Source organism: Shimazuella soli (assembly GCF_022511585.1).
GTDB lineage: Bacteria > Bacillota > Bacilli > Thermoactinomycetales > Thermoactinomycetaceae > Shimazuella > Shimazuella soli.
Genome location: NZ_JAKWBN010000002.1, coordinates 300,753 through 322,083, shown reverse-complemented (window position 1 = coordinate 322,083; position 21,331 = coordinate 300,753). Strand labels below are relative to the sequence as shown.

The 21,331-nt window shown below is 37.2% G+C and carries 23 protein-coding genes; 7 read left to right on the top strand and 16 right to left on the bottom strand.

Annotation, left to right across the window (positions count from 1 at the left end):
- Positions 1 to 30: 30 nt before the first annotated feature.
- The 8 genes from MK805_RS06585 to MK805_RS06550 form a co-directional block, all read right to left on the bottom strand.
- Positions 31 to 483 (bottom strand): MarR family winged helix-turn-helix transcriptional regulator, encoded by a 453-nt coding sequence (locus MK805_RS06585; protein WP_240874794.1) that lies wholly within the window; start codon positions 481 to 483, stop codon positions 31 to 33.
- Between the two features lie 114 nt (positions 484 to 597).
- The gene (locus MK805_RS06580; protein ID WP_240875148.1) at positions 598 to 1,497 is read right to left on the bottom strand and encodes an RluA family pseudouridine synthase; all 900 of its coding nucleotides are present in this window, start codon (positions 1,495 to 1,497) and stop codon (positions 598 to 600) included.
- Between the two features lie 393 nt (positions 1,498 to 1,890).
- Positions 1,891 to 2,862 carry an ABC transporter ATP-binding protein gene (locus MK805_RS06575; protein ID WP_240874793.1) on the bottom strand — a complete coding sequence of 324 codons (972 nt, stop codon included), beginning with the start codon at positions 2,860 to 2,862 and terminating at the stop codon, positions 1,891 to 1,893.
- A gap of 5 nt (positions 2,863 to 2,867) precedes the next feature.
- Entirely contained in the window at positions 2,868 to 3,878 is a 1,011-nt protein-coding gene (locus tag MK805_RS06570; protein ID WP_240874792.1) for an ABC transporter ATP-binding protein, read from the bottom strand.
- A gap of 13 nt (positions 3,879 to 3,891) precedes the next feature.
- Positions 3,892 to 4,815: an ABC transporter permease gene (locus MK805_RS06565; protein ID WP_240874791.1), complete on the bottom strand. Its 924-nt coding sequence runs from the start codon at positions 4,813 to 4,815 to the stop codon at positions 3,892 to 3,894.
- A gap of 7 nt (positions 4,816 to 4,822) precedes the next feature.
- A complete protein-coding gene (locus MK805_RS06560; RefSeq protein WP_255724530.1) occupies positions 4,823 to 5,752 on the bottom strand; it encodes an ABC transporter permease in 930 nt (309 codons plus the stop codon).
- 75 nt (positions 5,753 to 5,827) lie between these two features.
- Entirely contained in the window at positions 5,828 to 7,438 is a 1,611-nt protein-coding gene (locus MK805_RS06555) for a peptide ABC transporter substrate-binding protein (RefSeq protein WP_240874790.1), read from the bottom strand.
- A 323-nt stretch (positions 7,439 to 7,761) separates the two neighbouring features.
- Positions 7,762 to 8,535 (bottom strand): divergent polysaccharide deacetylase family protein, encoded by a 774-nt coding sequence (locus MK805_RS06550; RefSeq protein WP_240874789.1) that lies wholly within the window; start codon positions 8,533 to 8,535, stop codon positions 7,762 to 7,764.
- 388 nt (positions 8,536 to 8,923) lie between these two features.
- On the opposite strand from MK805_RS06550, the gene MK805_RS06545 reads away from it, so the two are divergent.
- The gene (locus MK805_RS06545) at positions 8,924 to 9,868 is read left to right on the top strand and encodes an alpha/beta hydrolase (protein ID WP_240874788.1); all 945 of its coding nucleotides are present in this window, start codon (positions 8,924 to 8,926) and stop codon (positions 9,866 to 9,868) included.
- A 78-nt stretch (positions 9,869 to 9,946) separates the two neighbouring features.
- Here the strand turns inward: MK805_RS06545 and MK805_RS06540 are convergent, their stop codons facing one another.
- The 4 genes from MK805_RS06540 to MK805_RS06525 form a co-directional block, all read right to left on the bottom strand.
- Positions 9,947 to 10,144 carry a DUF3951 domain-containing protein gene (locus MK805_RS06540; protein WP_240874787.1) on the bottom strand — a complete coding sequence of 66 codons (198 nt, stop codon included), beginning with the start codon at positions 10,142 to 10,144 and terminating at the stop codon, positions 9,947 to 9,949.
- A gap of 123 nt (positions 10,145 to 10,267) precedes the next feature.
- Positions 10,268 to 10,834 (bottom strand): RNA 2',3'-cyclic phosphodiesterase, encoded by a 567-nt coding sequence (gene thpR / locus MK805_RS06535; protein ID WP_240874786.1) that lies wholly within the window; start codon positions 10,832 to 10,834, stop codon positions 10,268 to 10,270.
- A gap of 693 nt (positions 10,835 to 11,527) precedes the next feature.
- Complete coding sequence (gene cas6 / locus MK805_RS06530) at positions 11,528 to 12,277, bottom strand: CRISPR system precrRNA processing endoribonuclease RAMP protein Cas6 (protein WP_240874785.1); 750 nt, start codon at positions 12,275 to 12,277, stop codon at positions 11,528 to 11,530.
- 699 nt (positions 12,278 to 12,976) lie between these two features.
- A complete protein-coding gene (locus tag MK805_RS06525) occupies positions 12,977 to 13,429 on the bottom strand; it encodes a hypothetical protein (protein WP_240874784.1) in 453 nt (150 codons plus the stop codon).
- 211 nt (positions 13,430 to 13,640) lie between these two features.
- Between MK805_RS06525 and MK805_RS06520 the strand changes: the two genes are divergently transcribed.
- From MK805_RS06520 to MK805_RS06510, 3 genes are all read left to right on the top strand, one after another.
- Complete coding sequence (locus MK805_RS06520) at positions 13,641 to 13,886, top strand: hypothetical protein (RefSeq protein ID WP_240874783.1); 246 nt, start codon at positions 13,641 to 13,643, stop codon at positions 13,884 to 13,886.
- Positions 13,887 to 14,006: 120 nt separating this feature from the next.
- On the top strand, positions 14,007 to 15,353 hold the full coding sequence (locus MK805_RS06515; protein ID WP_240874782.1) for a helix-turn-helix domain-containing protein: 1,347 nt from the start codon (positions 14,007 to 14,009) through the stop codon (positions 15,351 to 15,353).
- Between the two features lie 796 nt (positions 15,354 to 16,149).
- Entirely contained in the window at positions 16,150 to 16,578 is a 429-nt protein-coding gene (locus MK805_RS06510) for an Hsp20/alpha crystallin family protein (protein ID WP_240874781.1), read from the top strand.
- Positions 16,579 to 16,629: 51 nt separating this feature from the next.
- Here MK805_RS06510 and def read toward each other — a convergent pair whose 3' ends face one another.
- The 3 genes from def to MK805_RS06495 all read right to left on the bottom strand — a co-directional run bounded on the left by def (position 16,630) and on the right by MK805_RS06495 (position 18,287).
- A complete protein-coding gene (gene def, locus MK805_RS06505) occupies positions 16,630 to 17,148 on the bottom strand; it encodes a peptide deformylase (protein ID WP_240874780.1) in 519 nt (172 codons plus the stop codon).
- Positions 17,149 to 17,163: 15 nt separating this feature from the next.
- Complete coding sequence (locus tag MK805_RS06500) at positions 17,164 to 17,397, bottom strand: helix-turn-helix domain-containing protein (RefSeq protein WP_240874779.1); 234 nt, start codon at positions 17,395 to 17,397, stop codon at positions 17,164 to 17,166.
- Positions 17,398 to 17,528: 131 nt separating this feature from the next.
- Entirely contained in the window at positions 17,529 to 18,287 is a 759-nt protein-coding gene (locus MK805_RS06495) for an exodeoxyribonuclease III (RefSeq protein ID WP_240874778.1), read from the bottom strand.
- Positions 18,288 to 18,599: 312 nt separating this feature from the next.
- On the opposite strand from MK805_RS06495, the gene MK805_RS06490 reads away from it, so the two are divergent.
- Positions 18,600 to 18,878: an alpha/beta fold hydrolase gene (locus MK805_RS06490; RefSeq protein WP_240874777.1), complete on the top strand. Its 279-nt coding sequence runs from the start codon at positions 18,600 to 18,602 to the stop codon at positions 18,876 to 18,878.
- Between the two features lie 122 nt (positions 18,879 to 19,000).
- Entirely contained in the window at positions 19,001 to 19,351 is a 351-nt protein-coding gene (locus tag MK805_RS06485) for a beta/gamma crystallin-related protein (protein ID WP_240874776.1), read from the top strand.
- Positions 19,352 to 19,423: 72 nt separating this feature from the next.
- On the opposite strand, the gene MK805_RS06480 is transcribed toward MK805_RS06485, so the two are convergent.
- Positions 19,424 to 20,284, bottom strand: a complete 861-nt coding sequence (locus MK805_RS06480) for a transporter substrate-binding domain-containing protein (protein ID WP_240874775.1) — start codon at positions 20,282 to 20,284, stop codon at positions 19,424 to 19,426.
- Between the two features lie 213 nt (positions 20,285 to 20,497).
- On the opposite strand from MK805_RS06480, the gene MK805_RS06475 reads away from it, so the two are divergent.
- Entirely contained in the window at positions 20,498 to 21,322 is an 825-nt protein-coding gene (locus MK805_RS06475; RefSeq protein ID WP_240874774.1) for a hypothetical protein, read from the top strand.
- The last annotated feature ends 9 nt before the right edge of the window (positions 21,323 to 21,331 follow it).

The following is a 21,331-nucleotide window of genomic DNA, read 5'->3' as shown; positions in this document are numbered from 1 at the left end:
ACCCCTTTGGTGAACAAAGGGGGAAAGAAACTAATTAGTAGTTAGCATTTGTTTATATATTAACCGCAAAACATCTTCTGTCTGCTGTGCTTGTTCTTGGGTAAATTTTTCAAGTATACGGTCCAGATAGGCACGTCTTGCAGATAAAACTTCTTGAATAATGCCTTTCCCGTAATCCAACATTTGAATCCGGACCACTCTTCGATCTCGTTCATCTCGAATACGTGTTACTAACTTATTTTTCTCCATACGATCAATCAAATCTGTCATTGTACTACAAGCAATGTACATTTTTTGACTTAGCTCACCTATTGTCATATCCCCATCCTTGTATAGCCATATAAGTGCAGAGAACTGTGGAGGGGTGATCGGAAAATCTGCGAGAATATCGCGGCCTTTCCGCTTCATGATCACGCTAATTTCCCGTAAAAAAAACTCGATCTCACTCACAGTATCTGGCAGGATGGGCTGGTTTTTATCCATAATACTCCCCTTAAAAACTATTTATATACAAAACAGTAATAAGATTATAGAATAGAAAGCTTTATAAAACAAATAGAAATGTCAACTTTTTAATAAAAATTGTTTACTATATCATCAAGGCCTAACTGTTAATTTTTCTGCTAACCTTTGCATATCTTCCGCCATTGGAATAGACCATTTAAACCACTCATAACGACTAGGATGGAAAATCTCAATTTCTTTGGCATGTAAAGCCTGACGTAAAATCCACTGGTGTTTGTCTTTTGCCCCATACAACGTATCTCCAATAATGGGATGCCCTATTGAAGCTAGGTGGACACGAATTTGATGAGTTCTCCCTGTTTCCAATGATAGTTTTACCATTGTTGCATCCTTTAGTCGTCTGAGAGTCTCATAGTGGGTAATAGCTTCTTTTCCGTTTTCCTGATCAATCACTCGTTCAATAATACTTGAAGTGGACAAGCCGATTGGTAAATCTATGGTACCTCTTGATGGAGCAATATGACCATGACAAATGGCCACATATGTTCTTTGATACCGTTTTTTCTTCATTTGTTTTGACAGCATAGCGTGAGCATGGGCATGCTTTGCAATCACCATAATTCCAGATGTATCTTTGTCCAGCCTTGTTACAGGGCGAAAAAGATAGAATTCACCTCGTTCTTTAGCATGGTAAGCAATCCCATTTGCGAGTGTACCATCCTGATATCCCATCGTCGGGTGAACAACTAATCCTGCTGGCTTATCCACTAATAAAATATCATCATCTTCAAACACAACCGTGAAATCGACTTTTTGCGGCGGAATAAAGCAATCCTCATTTGTTTCTTCCAATCGAACTTCTACAACATCGCCTTCTATCAGCCTAGATGTATAGTAAACAATCTTTTGGTTTACACTTACTCTTTGTTCTTCTCGCAGGCGACGAAACATTCGGCGAGAAAAATGAAACCTGTTTTGCAATATCTGCTTTAACATTTTTCCACTTTCTGTGGTATTTACTACAAACTGCATCACGATCGCCTTTCCGCTTCATATCCATCAAACCCTAACCTATCATACCAATTTTTGTGAAAAAAGAAAGCTTTGGTCATGATGAAGAAAACTTGCCGATGCACTTATACAGATAGAGCCTGTTGCATTATTCGTCTCAAAAGCGCAGATGTGCACCTAAGCCTTGGGCACAAGTCTCGCTTTGTGTGGGTGGAGCGTCCTTTGTGTTTTTTCAACAACAGACGCGGAAAACACACACATCCCGGGGTTCCCCGCTCGCGAAGCGGAACCGGAGGTTCCAAAGTAATACTTTTTGGGGTGGATCAGCGACCTTATCGAGTGTTCAAATCTATTTATGCAACAACCTCAGATAAGATAAAATTTATACTCTCTTATCTACCAAAAAAATCCTCATTACTGAGGATTTGATTTGGGATACAAGTGACAAGCCACCCAATGGTTTGGCTTTGCTTCAACCCATAAAGGATCTACTTGGGCACAGACAGCCATCGCGTGAGGACAACGTGTTCGAAAGCGGCATCCACTTGGTGGATCTAACGGAGATGGCAGTTCTCCTTTAATCCGGATTTTTTCTCGTTGTCTAGCTTGTACTGGATCTGGAATTGGCGCAGTAGAAAGTAATCCTTGTGTATAAGGATGGAGTGGGTCATCGTAAAGTTCTTCACTATCTGCCAACTCTGCCATCCTTCCCAGATACATTACTCCCACTCGATCACTGATATACTTCACCATGGAAAGGTCGTGGGCAATAAAGAGATAGGTCAATCCCTTCTCCTTTTGCAGCTTTCGCATCAAATTGACTACTTGAGCTTGAACCGATACGTCTAGAGCGGAGATTGGTTCATCAGCAATGATAAATTTTGGCTCCATTGCAAGTGCACGAGCAATACCAATCCGCTGACGCTGACCACCACTAAATTCGTGTGGATAACGGGTTGCGTGGCTTTTGTTTAACCCAACAGTTTCTAACAGCTCATAGACAACCTCTTCTCTAGATCTTCCATTGGCTATCTCATGGATATCCAAACCTTCCGCTATAATATCCATAACTGTTTTGCGCGGATTAAGAGAAGCATAGGGATCTTGGAATATCATTTGCATTTCGCGGCGAAATTTCTTTTGATTTTTTCCTTTTAATCGATGAACATTTTTACCATCAAATAAAACTTCCCCATTAGATGCATCATAAAGGTTAATAATTGTTCTTCCAGCAGTAGATTTACCACAGCCTGATTCACCCACCAAACCAAATGTTTCACCTGGAAAAACTTCAAAAGAGATACCATCTACTGCCTTTAGTACTCTATTTCGATCTATTTGAAAGGTTTTCTCTAAATTCTTCACTTCTAAGATTGGCTTAGTCAATCTCCTCACCTCCTCGAAACAATTGGATTTTCTACTTTAGGTGAATCAGGATGCTGTAGCCAGCATGCAACTTGATGAGAATCAGATGCTTTTGTTGTCTCTGGCATCTGCTCTTGACATATTTTCATCGCATAAGGACACCTAGCTGTGAACGGACAACCAACTGGCGGATTTACCAGACTTGGTGGTGAGCCAGGAATAGAAGCTAAATCTTGATCTCTAGTCTGATCCAATCTTGGCATCGATGCTAATAATCCCCATGTATATGGATGTCGCGGATTATAAAAAATTTCATCCAATGTTCCTGTTTCTACTATTTTCCCTGCATACATCACTGCTACCCGATCAGCGATCTCTGCGACTACTCCCAAATCGTGAGTGATGAAGACAATAGAAGAACCAGTGTCAGTCTGTAAATCTTTTAATAGATCAATTATCTGTGCTTGGATCGTTACATCTAAAGCAGTTGTTGGTTCGTCAGCTATCAATAATTTGGGCGAACAAGCCAATGCCATGGCAATCATCGCTCTTTGACGCATCCCGCCGCTAAACTGGTGAGGGTATTGATTCACACGTTCAGAAGGACTAGGTATACCAACCATTTTTAATAATTCCACTGCACGATCTTTGGCTTCTTGGTAGGTTACTTTTTGATGCTTCATCAAGCTTTCTGCAATCTGTTTTCCAACTCGAATAGTAGGATTTAAAGAGGTCATCGGATCTTGGAAAATCATCGCGATCTCTTTCCCGCGAATTTTTTGCATTTCTGTTTCGGATATTTTGGTTATATCTCGACCATTATAAAGAATCGTACCTTTATCTATATTAGCAGGCGGCTGTGGAAGAAGACGCATAATGGATTGAAACGTAACACTTTTCCCACTACCGGATTCTCCAACAAATGCGACAACTTCACCTTCATGAATGGTAAAATCCACACCACGAATTGCTTTCACTTCATGATGTTCCGAACGAAACGTGACATGAAGATCAGACACTTCCAATATTGGTTTCATCCTTGCTCCCTCCTTACTTTTTCATTTTTGGATCAAGTGCATCGCGTAATCCATCTCCGATCAGGTTAAAAGAAAGCATGATAATACATAGGACAAGAGCCGGCCAGAATAATTGGTAAGGGAATAGTTGCAGGGTGCGATACCCATCATTTACCAGAATCCCTAGACTAGCAGCTGGCGAACGAAGCCCTAATCCAATAAAACTTAGAAAAGCTTCAAAGAAAATGGCGGATGGAATAGAAAACGTTACAGCGATAATAATAGGCCCTACCACATTAGGAATCAAATGCTTAAACAATATACGAAAGTGACTTGCTCCCATGGTACGAGCTGCTAAAACGTATTCTTGTGTTTTTAATTTTAATATCTGCGCTCTGACTACTCGAGCCATCGGTACCCATCCTGTAAAAGCTAAGGCAACAGCGATAGGCAAGATTCCAGGTTCTAAGTACATCATGAGCAGAATGATAACGACGATATTTGGGATGGAATACATAATCTCCAATATACGTTGCATCACGCTGTCCACACGGCCACCAAAGTAACCCGAAATTCCCCCAAATGTAACCCCGATTACTACATCTAAAAAGGCAGCGATAAAGGCGATTAATAAGGAGACTTTAGCGCCGTACCAAACACGCTGCCATAAATCCCGCCCCAGACTGTCTGTCCCTAAAAAATGACCAGACAGGTGCTCTTGATTTGATATGGATAAGTTTTGAGTCGAATAGTCGAAACCATTCAATAGAGGACCAATAAATGCAATCAGTAGTAATAGAATGATTAACACAAGTCCAATTAGAGCTCCCTTATTTGCTTTGAAGCGTCTCCAAGCATCTTTCCAGTATCCCGTCTGTGGAGCTAAGACCTCACTATTCTTTTCGGATGGAGCAAGGGGCTCAAACCAACTTTTTTGCAGTTTTTTTGTTGAATTCATCGTTGCATCACTCCTTAGCACCTGAAATCCGAATACGCGGGTCAATAACCCCATATAAAACATCGACGATAAAAGTAACACCTAAAAACAGGATGCTGTAGAAAATCGTAGTTCCTAAAACAGTGGTATAGTCATTGACCATGATCGATTCTACAAAGAGATTTCCGATCCCAGGAACACCAAAAATATTTTCCACTACAAGCGATCCAGTCAAAATATTAACGGTTAACGGACCTAATACCGTAACAGCAGGAATCATGGCATTGCGTAATGCATGACCCGTAATAATTTTTCTCCAAGCCAAACCTTTTGCTTTGGCTGTACGAATATAATCCTGATCGAGTACTTCTACCATTTCGGTACGAATATACCTCGATACTTGTGCAATGACATAAACAGACAAAGATAGCGAAGGTAAGATGGTATACTCATAACCACCCCATAGAGCTGGAGGCAGCCAACCAAACTTAACCCCTATCCAGTAAGATAACAATCCTGCTAAAACGAAGTTTGGTATAGAAACTCCAAATACTGCTGTAGCAGATGCTAAGCTGTCCACCCATGTCCCGCGTTTTAAAGCAGCAGCAATTCCCAATAACAATCCGATAACGATACCGATAAGAATTCCTTGGAAACCGATAATTGCTGAAGGGCCTATACGGTCACTTAGCAACTCATTGACAGATCGCCCATTTTGACTGAGTGACATCCCTAAGTCACCTTGAACGAGGTGTCCCATAAACTTGAAATACTGAATATATAATGGATCTTTTAGCCCATATTGTTGTAAAATTTGCTCTCGTATCTCTGCTGGTAATTTTTCTTCATTTGCTAGTGGTGTCCCCGGAAGCATTCGAACGAGAAAAAAAGTTACCGTTGTAATAATAAACAGAGTAAGAAGCATTAATCCAAATCTTTTTAATGTATATTTTACCAAGTTACCTCACTCCTCCCCACCATGACAAAAATATAAGGTATATGCCCTAATGACATATACCTTATTAGGTCATTTTTACTTGCCGTCTAGATATGCGCCTTTTAAGTCAAAGAATCCCCATGTTGTGTTCCAAACTGCACCTTTTACGTAAGGTTTTAGAAGGCTTAATCGAGTACGGTAGTAGAGTGGAGCAATTCCTTGATCATCAATCAAAATCTTTTCAGCCTTAGCTAGATCTTGAATACGAGCTTCAAAGTTTGGGTTATTTTTCGATTTTTGAATGAGAGCATCGTATTCTGCGTTACTCCATTTTCCACGGTTATAACTTTGGCCAGTAGTGAAGATGTCTAAATAACTCATAGCATCGTTATAGTCTGCACCCCAACCGGATAAGAGCAATTGGAAGTTGCCATCTTTTCCTCGTTGGAGACGCTCTTTAAAGGTAACCGCAGAAACAGTGACGTTAACACCAAGATTTTTTTCCAATTGGTCAGAAATGAAATCCATTTGGTCTTTGGCATTTGTTGTATTGTCACCAAGCAGATCAATTTTTACAGGATTTTTGAGGCCTTCCTCTTTCAATCCTTCTTCCCATAACTGCTTCGCTTTTTTAGGATCATAAGTTACTTGTTCTTTTGATATATCGCGAAATTTTTTATCTCCAGTTGCATGAATATCTGGTGGTACTAAAGCTCCTGCTGGAGTAGAACCAGTTTTCAATACTGCATCCGTCAATGTTTTCTTATCGATTGCTAGTTCGATAGCTTGACGAAGTTTTTTGTTTTTCAAGAAGCCTTCTCTTTGGTTAAGCTCAAGATACCATGCAGAAGATTCTTTTAATACGAATCTTTCAGGATTAGATTTGAATGCGTCAGCAAAATCTTTGGTAATCTCTGTGAAATCGATTTTATTTGTTTTATATAAGTTCACACGAGTAGATTCTTCATTTAAGAACTTAACCTCTGCGTTTGCCAGTTTTACATTTTTAGCATCCCAATAATTGCTATTTTTGGTTAAGTGAACGCTTACACCGTGTTCCCATTTATCAATAGAAAATGGCCCATCATACACCATGTTCTGAGCTTCTAGAGCAAATTTATCGCCATATTTCTTAACGATATCTTCACGTTGTGGCATAAAGGTGGAAAATGTTGTTAATTCCAAGAAATAGGGTGATGGCGCTTTTAATGTAACTTGAAGCGTTTTCGCATCCAGTGCTTTTACTCCTACATCTTCTGCTTTTGCTTTACCTGCATTGTATTCCATAGCATTTTTTACAGGTTCGAGAATATAAGCATATTCAGAAGCTGTTTTTGGATCTAATGCGCGTTTCCATGCGTATTCAAAATCATTTGCTGTTACGGCTTTTCCATCACTCCATTTTGCATCACGAAGGTGGAACGTATAGGTTAATTTATCTGAACTTACTTCATAACTTTTCGCAATACCAGGTGCTGGTTTTAGATTTTTATCCAGTCTCATTAATCCTTCAAGCGAGTTCGTCAAGATTTGAAAGGATACTTGGTCAGTCGATTTCGCACTATCTAAATTTGGCGGCTCTGATTTATCCGTCAATACTAACGTATTTTTGGAAGCTTCATCTGTGCCACCTCCGCCACAAGCGGCTAATACCATACTAAGAACCAAGATAATGGCAGTAAATAAAGACCATTTCTTCTTGCTCATTCCTTATCCTCCTCGAATTAGTACTGCTGGATTATATAGTCAAGACCAAATGGTCTTAAACTCGGAAATTTTCTGAATGAATGGTCATTCACAAATATATTAAAGCTCTATTTGTTATTTTAAAATAAAGATAAAGCATCTGTAAACTGTAATCTTTTGGAAAATGCATACATATGTGCATTTAGCCTTTAAATATCTAGAAAAAACGGATTGATTATTTTGGATTTTTCTCCCTTTTTTCTTATTCTATCCAATACGAGCCTTCTTATCGATATTATAATATCAATACATCGAATAATTTTACAACAAATCATTATTCGATTCTATTTATTTTTATCTCCTATGGTCAGAAGTGAAGACACCGGAACAATTTGAATACCTGCATGTTGAATGGCCGGCAAAAAAGATTCTATTGCACGGGAAGTATTGTCGCCCTGAATCCCAACATGACCAATGGCAATACTATCGCCCTTTTCCACTGTTCTTTTGATCAGACGGTTTAACTGTCGATTTATATCATGTCTGCTATTGATATTATCTAAAAAAATATCCCGCTTGGTAACAGGCACTCCCAATTCTCTTGCTACACGAATAATCTTAGAGTCTGAGCTTGTTGCACTATCCACAAAAAACAAATTCCTTTCCTTCACTACCTCCAACACAGCACGGACGACCCTCTCATCTGCTGTCGCTTTAGAACCCATATGATTATTGATCCCCTTGGCATATGGCACACTATCAAGATCAGCACGGACTTGCTTTTTGATCGCTTCCGTCGACATGTCAGTAGTGATCGCACCTGGACCAAGCCAAGATTTTTTCCCGTGATAAAACTCCATTGGCAAGTGGAGTATTACTTCAAAACCAGCCTTCCTTGCTCGAATCGCATCTTCTTTTGAGGTTCTGAGTAATGGCATGATTGCTACTGTCAATGGAGCCTTTATAGAAAAAATTTTATCTGTTCCTTTTAAGCCATTGCCCAAATCATCAATAATAATAGCAACTCGTTTTGTGGACGGAGGAGAGTTAGAAAAACCCATTAGAGTGGAAACACTAGCTAATAGTAACGCTGTAAATAAATGAAAATATCGCACCATATGCACTTTCCTTTACCTTTGAGTAATAATTTCATGATGTGCATTTTTGCTTCTCTTTATCCTTTGTTTCCTTTTTCCCTTATGATCCTTTAGAAACTAATCTCCATTATAATTTTTAAATAATTAATAATTTATCACCGAATAAACATTCAATTCTGATTGATTCCCAGACAAATATAGCGTTGTTATATTTTTAATCAGGTTTCAAAACGAATTTAAATCATATTAATGGGAAATTTATATCAACTTTCTAATCTTAAAGTTTTTATAAACTTATCCAAATTACACTTGAAGCATCTTGTCAAAATATATTTTAATATTAGTATAAAACCATTTTTAATATTGCTTATAATCTTATAATATTGAATGAAACAAAGGAGGCATCGTAATGATCGGTTGGTGGGTTCTTGCTGCTATATTTTTACTGGTTTTTATCGGAATCTCTGGTATTTCACTATTTGGCTACCGGAACATAACTCAAAAGAAAAAATTCACATCAGAAGAATGTTTTGAAGTGGTGGAAAAACGAGGACTATTTACAAAAACACAGTTTGAAAAACTGTCTAAACAAGAAATTGTGATAGAAAATAAAGATGGATTAAAGCTTCATAGCTACTATATTGAAACAAATCCACTTTCGAAAAAAGTAATGATTTTACTACATGGATATACAAGGGCATATCCGATGTCTATGCAATTTACTGAACTGTATATCAAACATGGATTTAATTTACTAGCGATTGATCATCGTGCTCATGGAGAGAGTGAAGGAAAACATACCAGCTATGGTTACTATGAAAAATATGATATTGATAGCTGGGTAAACTGGATTCGAGAGCATATCGGAGTTGATACCCTCATCGGACTCCACGGTATATCCTTAGGCGGCGGAACAGCGCTCGAATACCTTCATATCAACCAACACGCCAAATTCATCATAGCAGACTGTCCCTACTCTGACCTCGCAGAACTTATCCGATATCAAATAAAACATATCTACAAGGCTCCTACTTTCATCTTTTATCATACAATTGGCCTGCTTGTGAAAATATTCGCCCGCTTCCGACTTGCAGACGTCCGACCTATTTCAGCAGTTGCAAATAGCGATGTCCCTATTTTCTTTATTCATGGTAACCGCGATCACTATATTCCTGCCTACATGAGCAAAAATTTATACGAAGCAAAACAAAGAGGATTAAAACGTTTATACATCGCAGAAGGAGCTGGTCATGGTGATGCCTTCCGGCGAAATAAAAAGCGATATGAAGAGGAAGTCAGTACTTTTCTTCAAGAAGTGTTCGTAATGAATGGTAATAGTGTGGAAGTAGTTTAAAAGAGCTGATGGTATGAATTTCAGCTCTTTTTCCTTTGGATGCTTTTATCAAGCAAAAAAACTTTACTTTGGATTACGCTATAGCCCTTTGTCTTTGTCGTCTCCGTTATCTTGATTTTCTTCCTTCTCTTCTTTTTCTTCATGAAATTCAGTCGAGGTTTGCCCAGTTATATAATCAAATGGAGTGTAAACTGTTTCTATCGTTTTTTGTTGAACATAAAATTTATACGATATCATACCTATTAACGATGTAATAACAGCCAACGGTAATATCATTACTAACATCATAAACATAAAACTTTCCTTTCTGTTGAAGAGGATCTGCTCCCTGCTCTAGTCCACAAGATTTTGTCCTTCGCTCTTAAGAAGTTAATGTTCCTCTTCGTATTCCTTAAATCCTCAATCTACAAAAGAAAAAGTACCTATTTCGTGATACATTGGCCCTTGTCCCAAAATCGTCTCATATAGTACAGCACGATCCACTACCCACTTGAAATTTCCAATATGCAGCGAAGCTAATTGACTACGATCAAAGTCACTGGAAGTGTATTTTCGAGCTAAGGTGATATGGGGATTGTAAGGACGACTTTCTGGAGGAAAACCAATAGGCGTTAAGGCAGTTGTAACCTTTTTTTGCAGTTGTCGAAGCTCATCTAATTGCCCCCTGACACCCGCCCAAAAAATACGAGGTTGATCCGATTTACCAAAAGTCCCCAAACCATCAATAGACAGCTCAAATGGAACCTGCTGCTGACATACCCTCCTTAAAGCTTGTATCGTCTCTTCCAATTGTTCTTGCGAAGTACTCCCCAAAAAGTGAAGCGTAATATGTATGTCTTGTGGATGTATCCATTTGCGGAAAGGCAGCTCTTTTTGAGTTTCTTTTATCCATTCTCCTAGCTGTTCTCGAAAAGATGTCGGCAATGGAAGAGCAACAAATGTACGTCTTTCTTGGATTTTATTCAATTAAGTCTCACCTCTTTGTATTTCGTTTGGATTGTGTGATAACTAAAACCACTACGACTTATATATCATCTCCAACTTTATTGGACAAAAATCAGAACCATGATTGGAACTCTCGCTAATCGGGAATTATGAAAATTCAAGAAATTTTAAACCCCATAAGCATGTTTATGTTTGAAACGGTTAGAGTGGGTTACCATTCCGAGAAAAGTCATCGGTTTCAATCTCCCTAATGAAGTGTTTTCCTTTGATACCTTCCAGGCTGAGTTCCTCATTGTCTAACATAGGATTGTTTCAATCCTCTTAATGAAAGTGTTTACCTTTGATACGCAAAAGAGAAAAAAGCATACAGTAAAAAGATCAGTTTCAATCCTCTTAATGAAGTGTTTTCCTTTGATACCGCGCAGGTCAAACCCCTTGCTATCCCTTGCCTCAAATTAACTTTTCCGAACACCTCCTGATCAGAGCCTAATTTCTGGTAATCACAGAAACTAACCAAATCCAGACAACTGTTGTATCCCTTGATTTTAAAGGAGTTTCGCTTTTCCGACGACCTACGGGGTTTATTCCGACGCATGGGGTGTTCGGAAAAGCAATAAGAATGATTGAATTGTTTGTCATCTTGAATTCCAGTATACTACGAATTTCTCTTCACTACTATCTCCCTAAACCTTTTGAGTAAAAGAAAAATGAAAGCTAAAGAAAGCTTACACTTGCTGATGATGTAGAGATAAGATTTGCCCGTCCCAGTCCCCATGCTGTTTTGTAGCCAAATCCCATCATTGCTCCATAGTTTACCAATTTCCACACCACATATTGATCTTCTTTTGGAAATACTTTGCATTGCAACGTAATGTCTCCACAAAACCCGATGATGTTAAATTTACCAAACGACACACGCTCTGTTTTTATATTTGCTGATTCAATTCGAATCATTCTTACCATCGTTTCCAATTGATGTTTGTCTATTTCTACTCCTTCTACAATCTCCATTACTTTACTAGCACTAGATAATAATCTGTTAAGTTCAGGCAGTGGATAGTAGTTGCCATACTGATAAAAAGTTGTTGGGGTAATAAAGCGGAGGATGAACTTTTCACAAAATTTATTTTGTATCTCCTCTGGAGTAGTGAAATTAGCAGCGACCTGTAAAATTTTTGCCTGCCAATCAAACAAATCTACTTGATGGCGGTCGAGTAATGCTTGTTGTAAGCAAGATATAATCCGCTTACTAGGGGTGTAAATCCTTATTTTCTCTTTCTCATAAGAGATAGAAAAAATTTGCCGATCCTTTCTCCCATGGATTTCTTTTGATAATGCAGGATCACTCAGCTTGATTAATCCAAGTACAAAAGCATGCAGACGACGGTAATGGACGCCGGTAATTTCTTTTTTTCTAAGAAGTTTTAGAGTTAGGGTTAACGTGTACATGGTATCTCTTTTCATTTCATTTTCTCTATCAACTCACAAAACCACAATAATAACTGTTATTGAGTGTATCTTTGTAATCCACGTTATCAAAGCTATCTACAGCGGACAAATGTTTCAATCCTCTTGATGAAGTGTTACACTTTGTAATTCAATTTATTATGAAGATAACCCTAGTTCTCATATTGTTTCAATCCTCTTAATGAAGTGTTTCGCTTTGTAATATGGCGTATTAACAAGGTTCGCAATGTTATTACCAGGTTTCAATCTTCTTAATGAAGTGTTTCACTTTGTAATGTGAATCGAATGAATGAAGTGCTATTTGGACATTGGAGGTTTCAATCTTCTTTTTGAAGTATTTCGCTTTGTAATTTTTAAGTGATTAGTTCTTTGATTTCAGTTATCTAACAAGGTTCCAATCTTCTTAATGAAGTGTTTCGCTTTGTAATCGCGCGGCTCAAATCCCTTGGTATCACTAATCCCAAAATACTATTTCCGAACACCTCATTTCAAGCCCCTAATATCTGGGTTAAAATGACCAGAAACAAATTCTGACAATAGTCATATCCCTTGGTACTCATAGGATTTGCCGTTTCCGACGACCTCTAGGGGAAAATCCGACGCTTTGGGTGTTCGGAAGAAGAGTAATCATTCGTTATTTTCTAAAATTAAGTATACTACAATTTCCATTAACTTTATATTCTATTAAAATATCAATTACTGTTCGCTGATTGTGTTAATCTCCTCTATCTCCACCACTTCTCTATCTTTTTGTCCCGTATAAGTTGGACATGCAAAAATATCGAAGTTCGCCCCATGGATATAAACAATGCCATCTAACATCTCAATGATCTTCGCATCGAGTAAGGTAAACATAATATCTTGTCCATTTTGACTTCGTATCTGTACTTTGCTCATCGTCCTGTCTTGACTTGCTGCATGATCAGCAGTTTCCGTAAGCTGCATCACAATATGCATCTTTTCTTTGTGATCTCGAGTATCAAAAACTTTATGTAAATCGCTATCCACCTGATAGTACGGACAATGATTCATAAATTCCCAAAATCCTTTTACTTTCTTCCCAGTACCTGCGACAGTAAGTTGAACAACTTCATCTGGCAGGATCGAGGGGAGTAAAGGGTTACTGATTTTGCCTGTTTCTTGTTTCATGAATCAAACCTCCTCTGTGTTTGCTGAAATTATAAACCAAAAAATGTTAATATAATCACTTTTTGCATTTCAATTCGCGGATTAAAATAACTCTCCAGTTCTCTAGTTAAATAAGCACAAGCAAACATAAATACGAATGAAATCTTGTTATTGTCTTCCTTTCTTCACTCCAGCCATGATAGAAAAGTATTGATGAAATGGAGGAATACCTTTGAAAGAAGTCAGAAGAATCATCAGAATTACGGCTGTAGGGTTAGCTTTAGGTCTCATTTACTTTCTGTTTTTCGATAATGAAAACTCGATGTACAGCCATTATTTACGCACTATTTTATTTGGTATGCTTGCTATTGTTTATTTTCTCGATTTCTTTTCTGAGCATGAAAAGAAAGTTAGTAATCTCTTCTTAGCTATTGTTTATACCTTCTTATTATTAATAGATATTACTATCTATGTTTGACTTTGTGGCTAGCTTACATCAAAACTCCATTTCAAAATAAAAATTAAAATGGAAATCATTTGATTATTTTTCCATGATCTTGTACGCTATTGCTCAAACAGAGTATGCGGAGTGTGAGACATGAAAACCTACTTTGAGGAACATGCTGATTTGATCAGCTATCTAATACGGACAGAAAGAAGTTTACGAGGTTGGAGGCTGGAAGATTTAGCAGATAAAACGGTATCGTTAAGTACGATCTCCAATATCGAGAACCAAACGGCACCTGTAAAAGAGATTAAAATTATCCACATCTTAGAGAAACTCGGGATCAGCAAAAAAGAACTGCCAAAACGCATAGAAGCAGAAATGAAGGCAATCCACAAATATCAAAACTCTCTTAAATTAATCGAAGCGATGTTAAATGGACAGAGCTTATCTGAGGCAAAGGCTAAAATCGATCAGTTTACCTTAGCCGAATACCATCCCTTACACCCACTTGTTCTCTATTTTCAAGCATATTATTACTATTACAAACGAAAATATGAAACTGCTGAGCAGACCCTTCACCATGCGATGAGTATTTGTAAGCAATATCATCTGAATCCAAAACCTAATTTTCTATCTGATTGTTTTTGCCTATTAAGCTCTAGCAGTTATAAACAAAACGATATAGAAAAGGCTCTGATCTTAGCAGAACAAGGATTAACTCAATTAAATGAATCTATCTCCCATAATAAAGTAAAGTACATGTTACTAGGAAACAAAATTATTTTTCTAGAAAAACAAGGTGAAAATGCTCAAGCACTTCAGTTAGTTCATGAGGTTTGGAACTCCATTCACAATGTAGAAAGTCATCCGGTAAAACTTAACCTTTATAAATCAAAAGCTAATCTTTTATTAAAAGGAAACCAGTTAGAGGAAGCAATTCATTTTGCTTTGGAAGGATTTGAAATTGCGCAAAGCAATCCTTGGAATCGCTTCACTTTTGACTTTTTAATGATTTTGGGTTTGATTTATCTACGACAAAAAAATTATGATGCAGCAAGTGAATATTTCCACACTGTTATTTGTTTAGATAAAAACATGGAATTTCCTCGTAGACATGTTGATGCTTACACCAATCTAGCTATTCTTTATAATAGTCAACAAAACTGGGATTTGGCTAATGATTATGTTACCAAAGCTATTAAAATTGGAAGAGAAACGAAAGATATTTATCGTTTAACAAAAGCACTTATTGTTAACGGATACTTTTATCAATCCCAGCATCAAACTATTGAGGCAATCCCATTGTATATAGAAGCATACTCCCTTGCAAAAGCAAATCGCTTTAAACATAGGCAGTTTAAGGCTTTATTTCACTTGTTAGAATGCCATGATATACTAAAAAATGAGCAAGATTTTATCCATTTAAACAAAGAACTGTTTTATTTGCAAAAGGAAATGGATTGGAAAGGTGATGACGATATTTATGTTATTGCATAATCTAATAATGGGTCCAAATGATGATGAAGATATTAACGATTAATTTGGCAACAAATTTGCCGATTTTTCAAACACCAACTGTAACGAGTTGGTGTTTTTTTATGCTATATATCTAGTTGAAGATTTGACTTGTTTCGGTCTCCAATTGAAATGTCTCACATTGTAACTTCATATGGAAGAAATAGTTAAATATGGTCTGATACAGTTTCAATCTTCGTAAAAAGTGTTTCGCTTTGTAACGGTTTTATAAAAATAACCAGCATTCCAAGGAACACTTGTTTCAATCTTCTTAATGAAGTGTTTCACTTTGTAACTAATTGAAATGTATCTGTTAGATCACTTAATCAAGTTTCAATCTTCTTACTGAAGTGTTTTGCTTTGTAACTAATTGGAATGTATCTGTTAGATCACTTAATCAAGTTTCAATCTTCTTACTGAAGTGTTTTGCTTTGTAATCGCGTGGCTCAAATCCCTTGGTATATCTAGCTCCAAAATAGAATTTCCGAACACCCCGGAGCCACCCCCTAATAACTGGAATAAAATTACCAAAATCGAATTCTGACAATGATCAAATCCCTTATTATCCCTAGAGTTTGACGTTTCCGACGACCCCTAGGGGAAAATCCGACGCATAAGGTGTTCGGAAAAATAGCTGAATTAATCGATTTATAAGACAAGTATACTACAAGTTTGTAGTTTCCTTCTACATATCCTATAAGGAATGCACTTTTCCCTTTATTTTGAATATCACTGTATAAAAAGACAAAAATCATACAGAGGAGGCTAGAGATGTAATATGTCATTGCTACCTTATGACCCATTTCGACAACTTAGCAAACAGTTTGATCGATTGTTTTCTGACTTCCCTTCCATCCTTGGCAAAGAGCAGCAATTTGGCGAGATGCAGGTTGATGTGCAGGAAACAGAAAAAGAGGTTATCGCCACTTGTAAAATTCCTGGCCTGACAAGAAAAGAAGATGTGAACATTCAGATCGAAAATGATCTCTTAATGATCAGGGCTTCCATCAACAAAATGGTAGATATCAGGGAAGAAAATATGTTTCGTCGAGAGCGTTATGCAGGACGTTTTCACCGTTCTTTACCACTGCCTAGCCCTGTGTCTCATGAAGGGATGAAAACTTCCTATCATGATGGAGTTTTGGAGGTAAGGATGCCAAAAGTAAGGAGAAATAACAAGCAACAGGCAGATTGGGATTTTTATTAGAGGAGATGAAGCTGATTCTGATGACCGGAATCAGCTTTTTGTATTTTTCTATTATGTCTGACTATTGGACAAACGAATCACATCCAGTAGACTGATGGTTTTCTTTGTCCTCTGATGATAAAGGTGATCTTCTTTAACATGATCGATAAATAGAATGCCATTTAAATGATCGATTTCATGCTGAATACATCGAGCTAAATGACCTTTTCCCTCTAAAATATGTTCTTTTCCATTTCTATCTTGTGTTTTTATTTTTACATACTTTGCACGTTTTACAATACCTGCATAGCCCAGAAAGGATAGACAAGCTTCAGGTCCAACTTGTTCTCCACTCATTTCCAAAATTTCTGGATTAATTAACTCTAAGATGCCATCTTCACTTACCATCACAATCGCACGGCGCAATATTCCGATTTGAGGTGCTGCTAATCCTGCACGTCCTTCATCAGCTTGCAACGTATCTGCCATGTCATCCAGTAACCTCCAAGTGCGTTCGTCAAAACGAGTTACTGGCTTTGCAACTTTACGGAGGACTGCTTCCCCAAATGGTAAAATAGTTCTTTCAGCCATACTTTCATCCCGCTCCTATCTCTCTTCTGAAATCTGGTGCATCCATAGATCATTGGGAGTACATTCTAATGCTGTGCATAACGCATCTAATGTCTCCATCTTCATCTGCTTTGGTTCACCATTGAGTAATGCACTGATGGATGGAGCTGATAGCTGATATCCTGCCTTTTCTTTCAATAATCGTCCTAATTCAGAGCCTTTCCATATCCCACGATCTGCCATGAGTTTTCGTAACATCCATATGAGCATAATAATCACCTTTTTTATTAGGTATAACCTAAATTAATTAGTCATTAACTAATATACCATATCTAATCAAACTTAACGATAGACCTAATAAAAAGTCCCCTATAACGAGTATCGTTTTAAGGGACATTCTTTTATATATCTATCTCTAACTCTATCGGACAGTGATCGGAACCCATGACCTGGTTACAGATTCCCGCCTCTTTGATCTTATTTTTCAGTCGTTCTGACACAACAAAATAATCAAGACGCCAGCCACTATTTTTTGCTCGTGCATTGGAAAAGTTCGACCACCATGTATAAGCACCTTCTTGATCTGGATAGAGATAACGATAAGTATCAATAAAACCTTTTGACAACAAAATGCTGAATTTCTCTCTTTCTTCATCTGAAAAACCAGCACTTTTTCGATTTGTTTTTGGATTTTTGATATCGATTTCTTGATGGGCTACATTGAGATCGCCACAAAAGATAACAGGTTTATGTTTATCTAGTCGTTCGATGTAGTCCAAAAAGACCTCTTCCCACTTCATCCGGTAATCTAATCGGATCAAACCGCGTTTCGAGTTTGGTGTATAAACAGTTAACAAATAAAAGTTTTCAAAGACCATGGTGATAACTCTGCCTTCTTGGTCATATTCCTCTAAGTCTAATCCATAGGTAACAGCAAGTGGTTCTTGTTTGGTGAAAATAGCAGTTCCAGAGTATCCTTTTTTCTCCGCATAATTCCAATATGTATGATAACCTTTTAGATCAAGATCCACTTGTCCTTCCTGTATCTTGGTTTCTTGCAGACAAACAATATCTGCATCTGCTTCTTCCAAGTATTGCCTAAAATCTCCTTTTTTCATGACGGATCGCAATCCATTTACATTCCAGGATACAAATTTCATCCCTATGTGCTCCTCTATTAACCAAATGAAAAAATATTAGTTCTATTTTATCAAACGATCGACTTTATGCGAATATATATTCCTCAATATGTAGCAAATTAGTCTAATACTAAGTATTACCTTGTCATTCAAGATACAATCTTTGTCTCATATTTGCATTTTTCGGTAAAGGAATAGACGAATATTAGAGAGCAAATGTGCCTACGAACAGGAAACGTATGTTTGATTTTTGTTCGGCAAATAGATAAAATAAATAAGAAAGTTTGTTCTGTACACATCAAAAAAGCAACCAATTGATAGGGAGGATATCGATTGATAAAGCAAAGAACATATCACAACTTGGAACGAAAAACATACAGTATGGTGGAAAAAAATAATGTAGTATCTCTGAACGGAACTAATATTCCTTGTCGTGTTGTTGGAAAAGGACCTTCGCTTGTCGTACTCCATGGAAAGTTTCGAAGTACGTATGATTATGAAAAACTCTGTCGTAATCTCGCTCATCGGTTTACAGTATATGGGATAAATCACCGGGGGCATGGGGGTAATGTAGTTCAAGGATGGATTACTGTCTGCAAAAAAACTGGGTAAGTTGCATGGTGGATAATAATATAAAAAAGTTTATTTATTTCTAAGTGTATCATACTAGTTCCTATTGGATGCATATACTTACAAAAGGGGTATTACCCCAATAAACCATGGGAGATGTTTTGATGAAGAAGTGTTTCGCTATGTTATTTGCTTTTGCAGTTGCGATTGCTTTGATTCCAGTCTCGGCTTTTGCAGCTCACCAAAAATCTTGTGTGACACTGTATGAGCATGTTAACTTCAAAGGGAAGCACATCAAGATTTGTTCGAACGACAGCACTTTGGTTAACAATAATTGGAACGATATCGCATCATCTGCCAAAGTATCCAGAGGTGGCGGTGCTGTTCTTTATGAACATATCAACTACAAAGGACATCAATGGAACTTGGCACCAGGGAATTATCCAGACTTTACGAAACGTAAACTAGGAAACGGAACATGGAATGATGTAGTGTCCTCAGTCCGTGTAAAATAAATTATTAGATAAAACGCTTGATCCTATGATTCAAGGATCAAGCGTTTTTTATGTTTGCTCTTAAGTGAGTGCTTAACCCGAAATCCACTTTTTCTCTAATTCTTTAAATTTGCCATGCAACTTCATCTCATCCATCCACAAGTTAATCCAATTTTGAAAATCGAGGTCTCCTCTTTGCATCAAGTATCCATTTTCATGAAGGTTGAAAGGGTTTTCCGTTAAGATGGCAAGTAGTCGATTGTCTTGATTAGCATAGTATCGAGCTTCTGTTGTATCCGTAATCATTACATCTACTTGCCCTTCGGCTACCATCTTCGGAATTTCCAAATTATTTTGGACAGTAATAATTTGTGCATTTTTGATATTTTCTTTCACAAATTTTTCGTTCGTACCTCCAGGATTTACAGCTATTTTCACATCAGGCTTATCGATATCAGCTAATGTTTTGAATTTATCTTTATCACTACTTCGAATCAATGGTGATTTCCCATCTTGGATGTAAGGATCTGAAAGGTTAGCTGTCTTTTGACGCAACAACGTTCTTGTGATTCCACCCATTGCAATATCAAATTTATTATTTTGTAAATCTTGCATCATCGTTGACCAAGTAGTTTTGACGAATTCTACTTTCACGCCTAGATCATTTGCTAACATCTTAGCTGCATCGATATCATAGCCTTCATATTGTTTTGTAGTCGGATTCCAGTAAGTAAATGGCTTGTAGTCCCCTGTCGTTCCCACACGAATTTTACCTTGGGCAATAATTTGATCCAGCCGAGACTTTTGAGGATTTTGATAAGTGTCTGCATCAGACCTTTGAACGAAAAAAATGCCAGATACAAATCCAGATACTAAGAGAACAAGACTAGTTAAAATAATCAGTAATCGCTTTTGCAAGAGACCTCTTCCTTTCAATTGTTTTATGGATTTCAACTTCATAATAATTATACCCATTTTAAATATATTCATTTCATTTATCAATTTAAAAATGTAGAATTTTAGATAATAAGCAACAAACCTCCGCCATTATCCTTTTTTTAATAAGCTAATGAATAGAATTTTCTCTATGCCTTTCGTTATAAACAAACGAAATGATGTAAAATCAAACTAACAACTAAAAAGTAAGATCATGAAAGGACATCATAAATGGCATTGATCACATTTCTATGGAATGCTTTATTTGTAAGTGTAGTAGAATTGATTTATTTGGTCGGTGTATTAATTGTAATCGGGTTTATTTTAGGAGTTTTGGAGAAGCAATCCCAAATCTATCTGACCAAAACGTTTGGAAGACGGGGAATTTTGATTACTGCTTGGATTGGAACTCCAATTCATGAAATAGGACACTGGATTCAGTGTGTCATCTGGTTACATAAAGTAAAGTCGGTCAAATTATTACAAACAAAAGATCTTAATGGAGTATTGGGATATGTCGAACATCAATATAACCCCAACAGCGTATATCAACGAATTGGTAATTTTTTCATTGGTATCGGACCGATTATCAGTGGAGTAGGAACCATTATATTAGCGATGTACCTGCTTGTACCTCAATCTTTTGCTACGCTGCAAAACCAAATCCATCAAAACTCTGCAACCAATCAAACGCTAGACTTACAAATGTTTCAATCACTAGGTAAAGCTGTAGTTCTGATGGGTGAGAGTTTATTTACCACTGAGAATTTCACTCAACCCACATTTTGGATTTTTGTGATTTTGGCAATTTGCATCTCTTCTCATATTGCATTAAGCAAACCAGACATTGAAAATTCGTCCCAAGGTTTACTCAGCCTTTTATCTGTTCTCATCCTGATTAACTTGATTACCCCACTGTATCAAGTAGATACGTATAGCATGATCAAGCAGTTTACGGAATATAATGCATATCTACTCGCTTTTTCTAGTATAGCTGTGTTATTTTCTCTCATTTCACTTGTGATTAGTTTTTTATTTTATAAGATAAAACGATGATCCCTACTA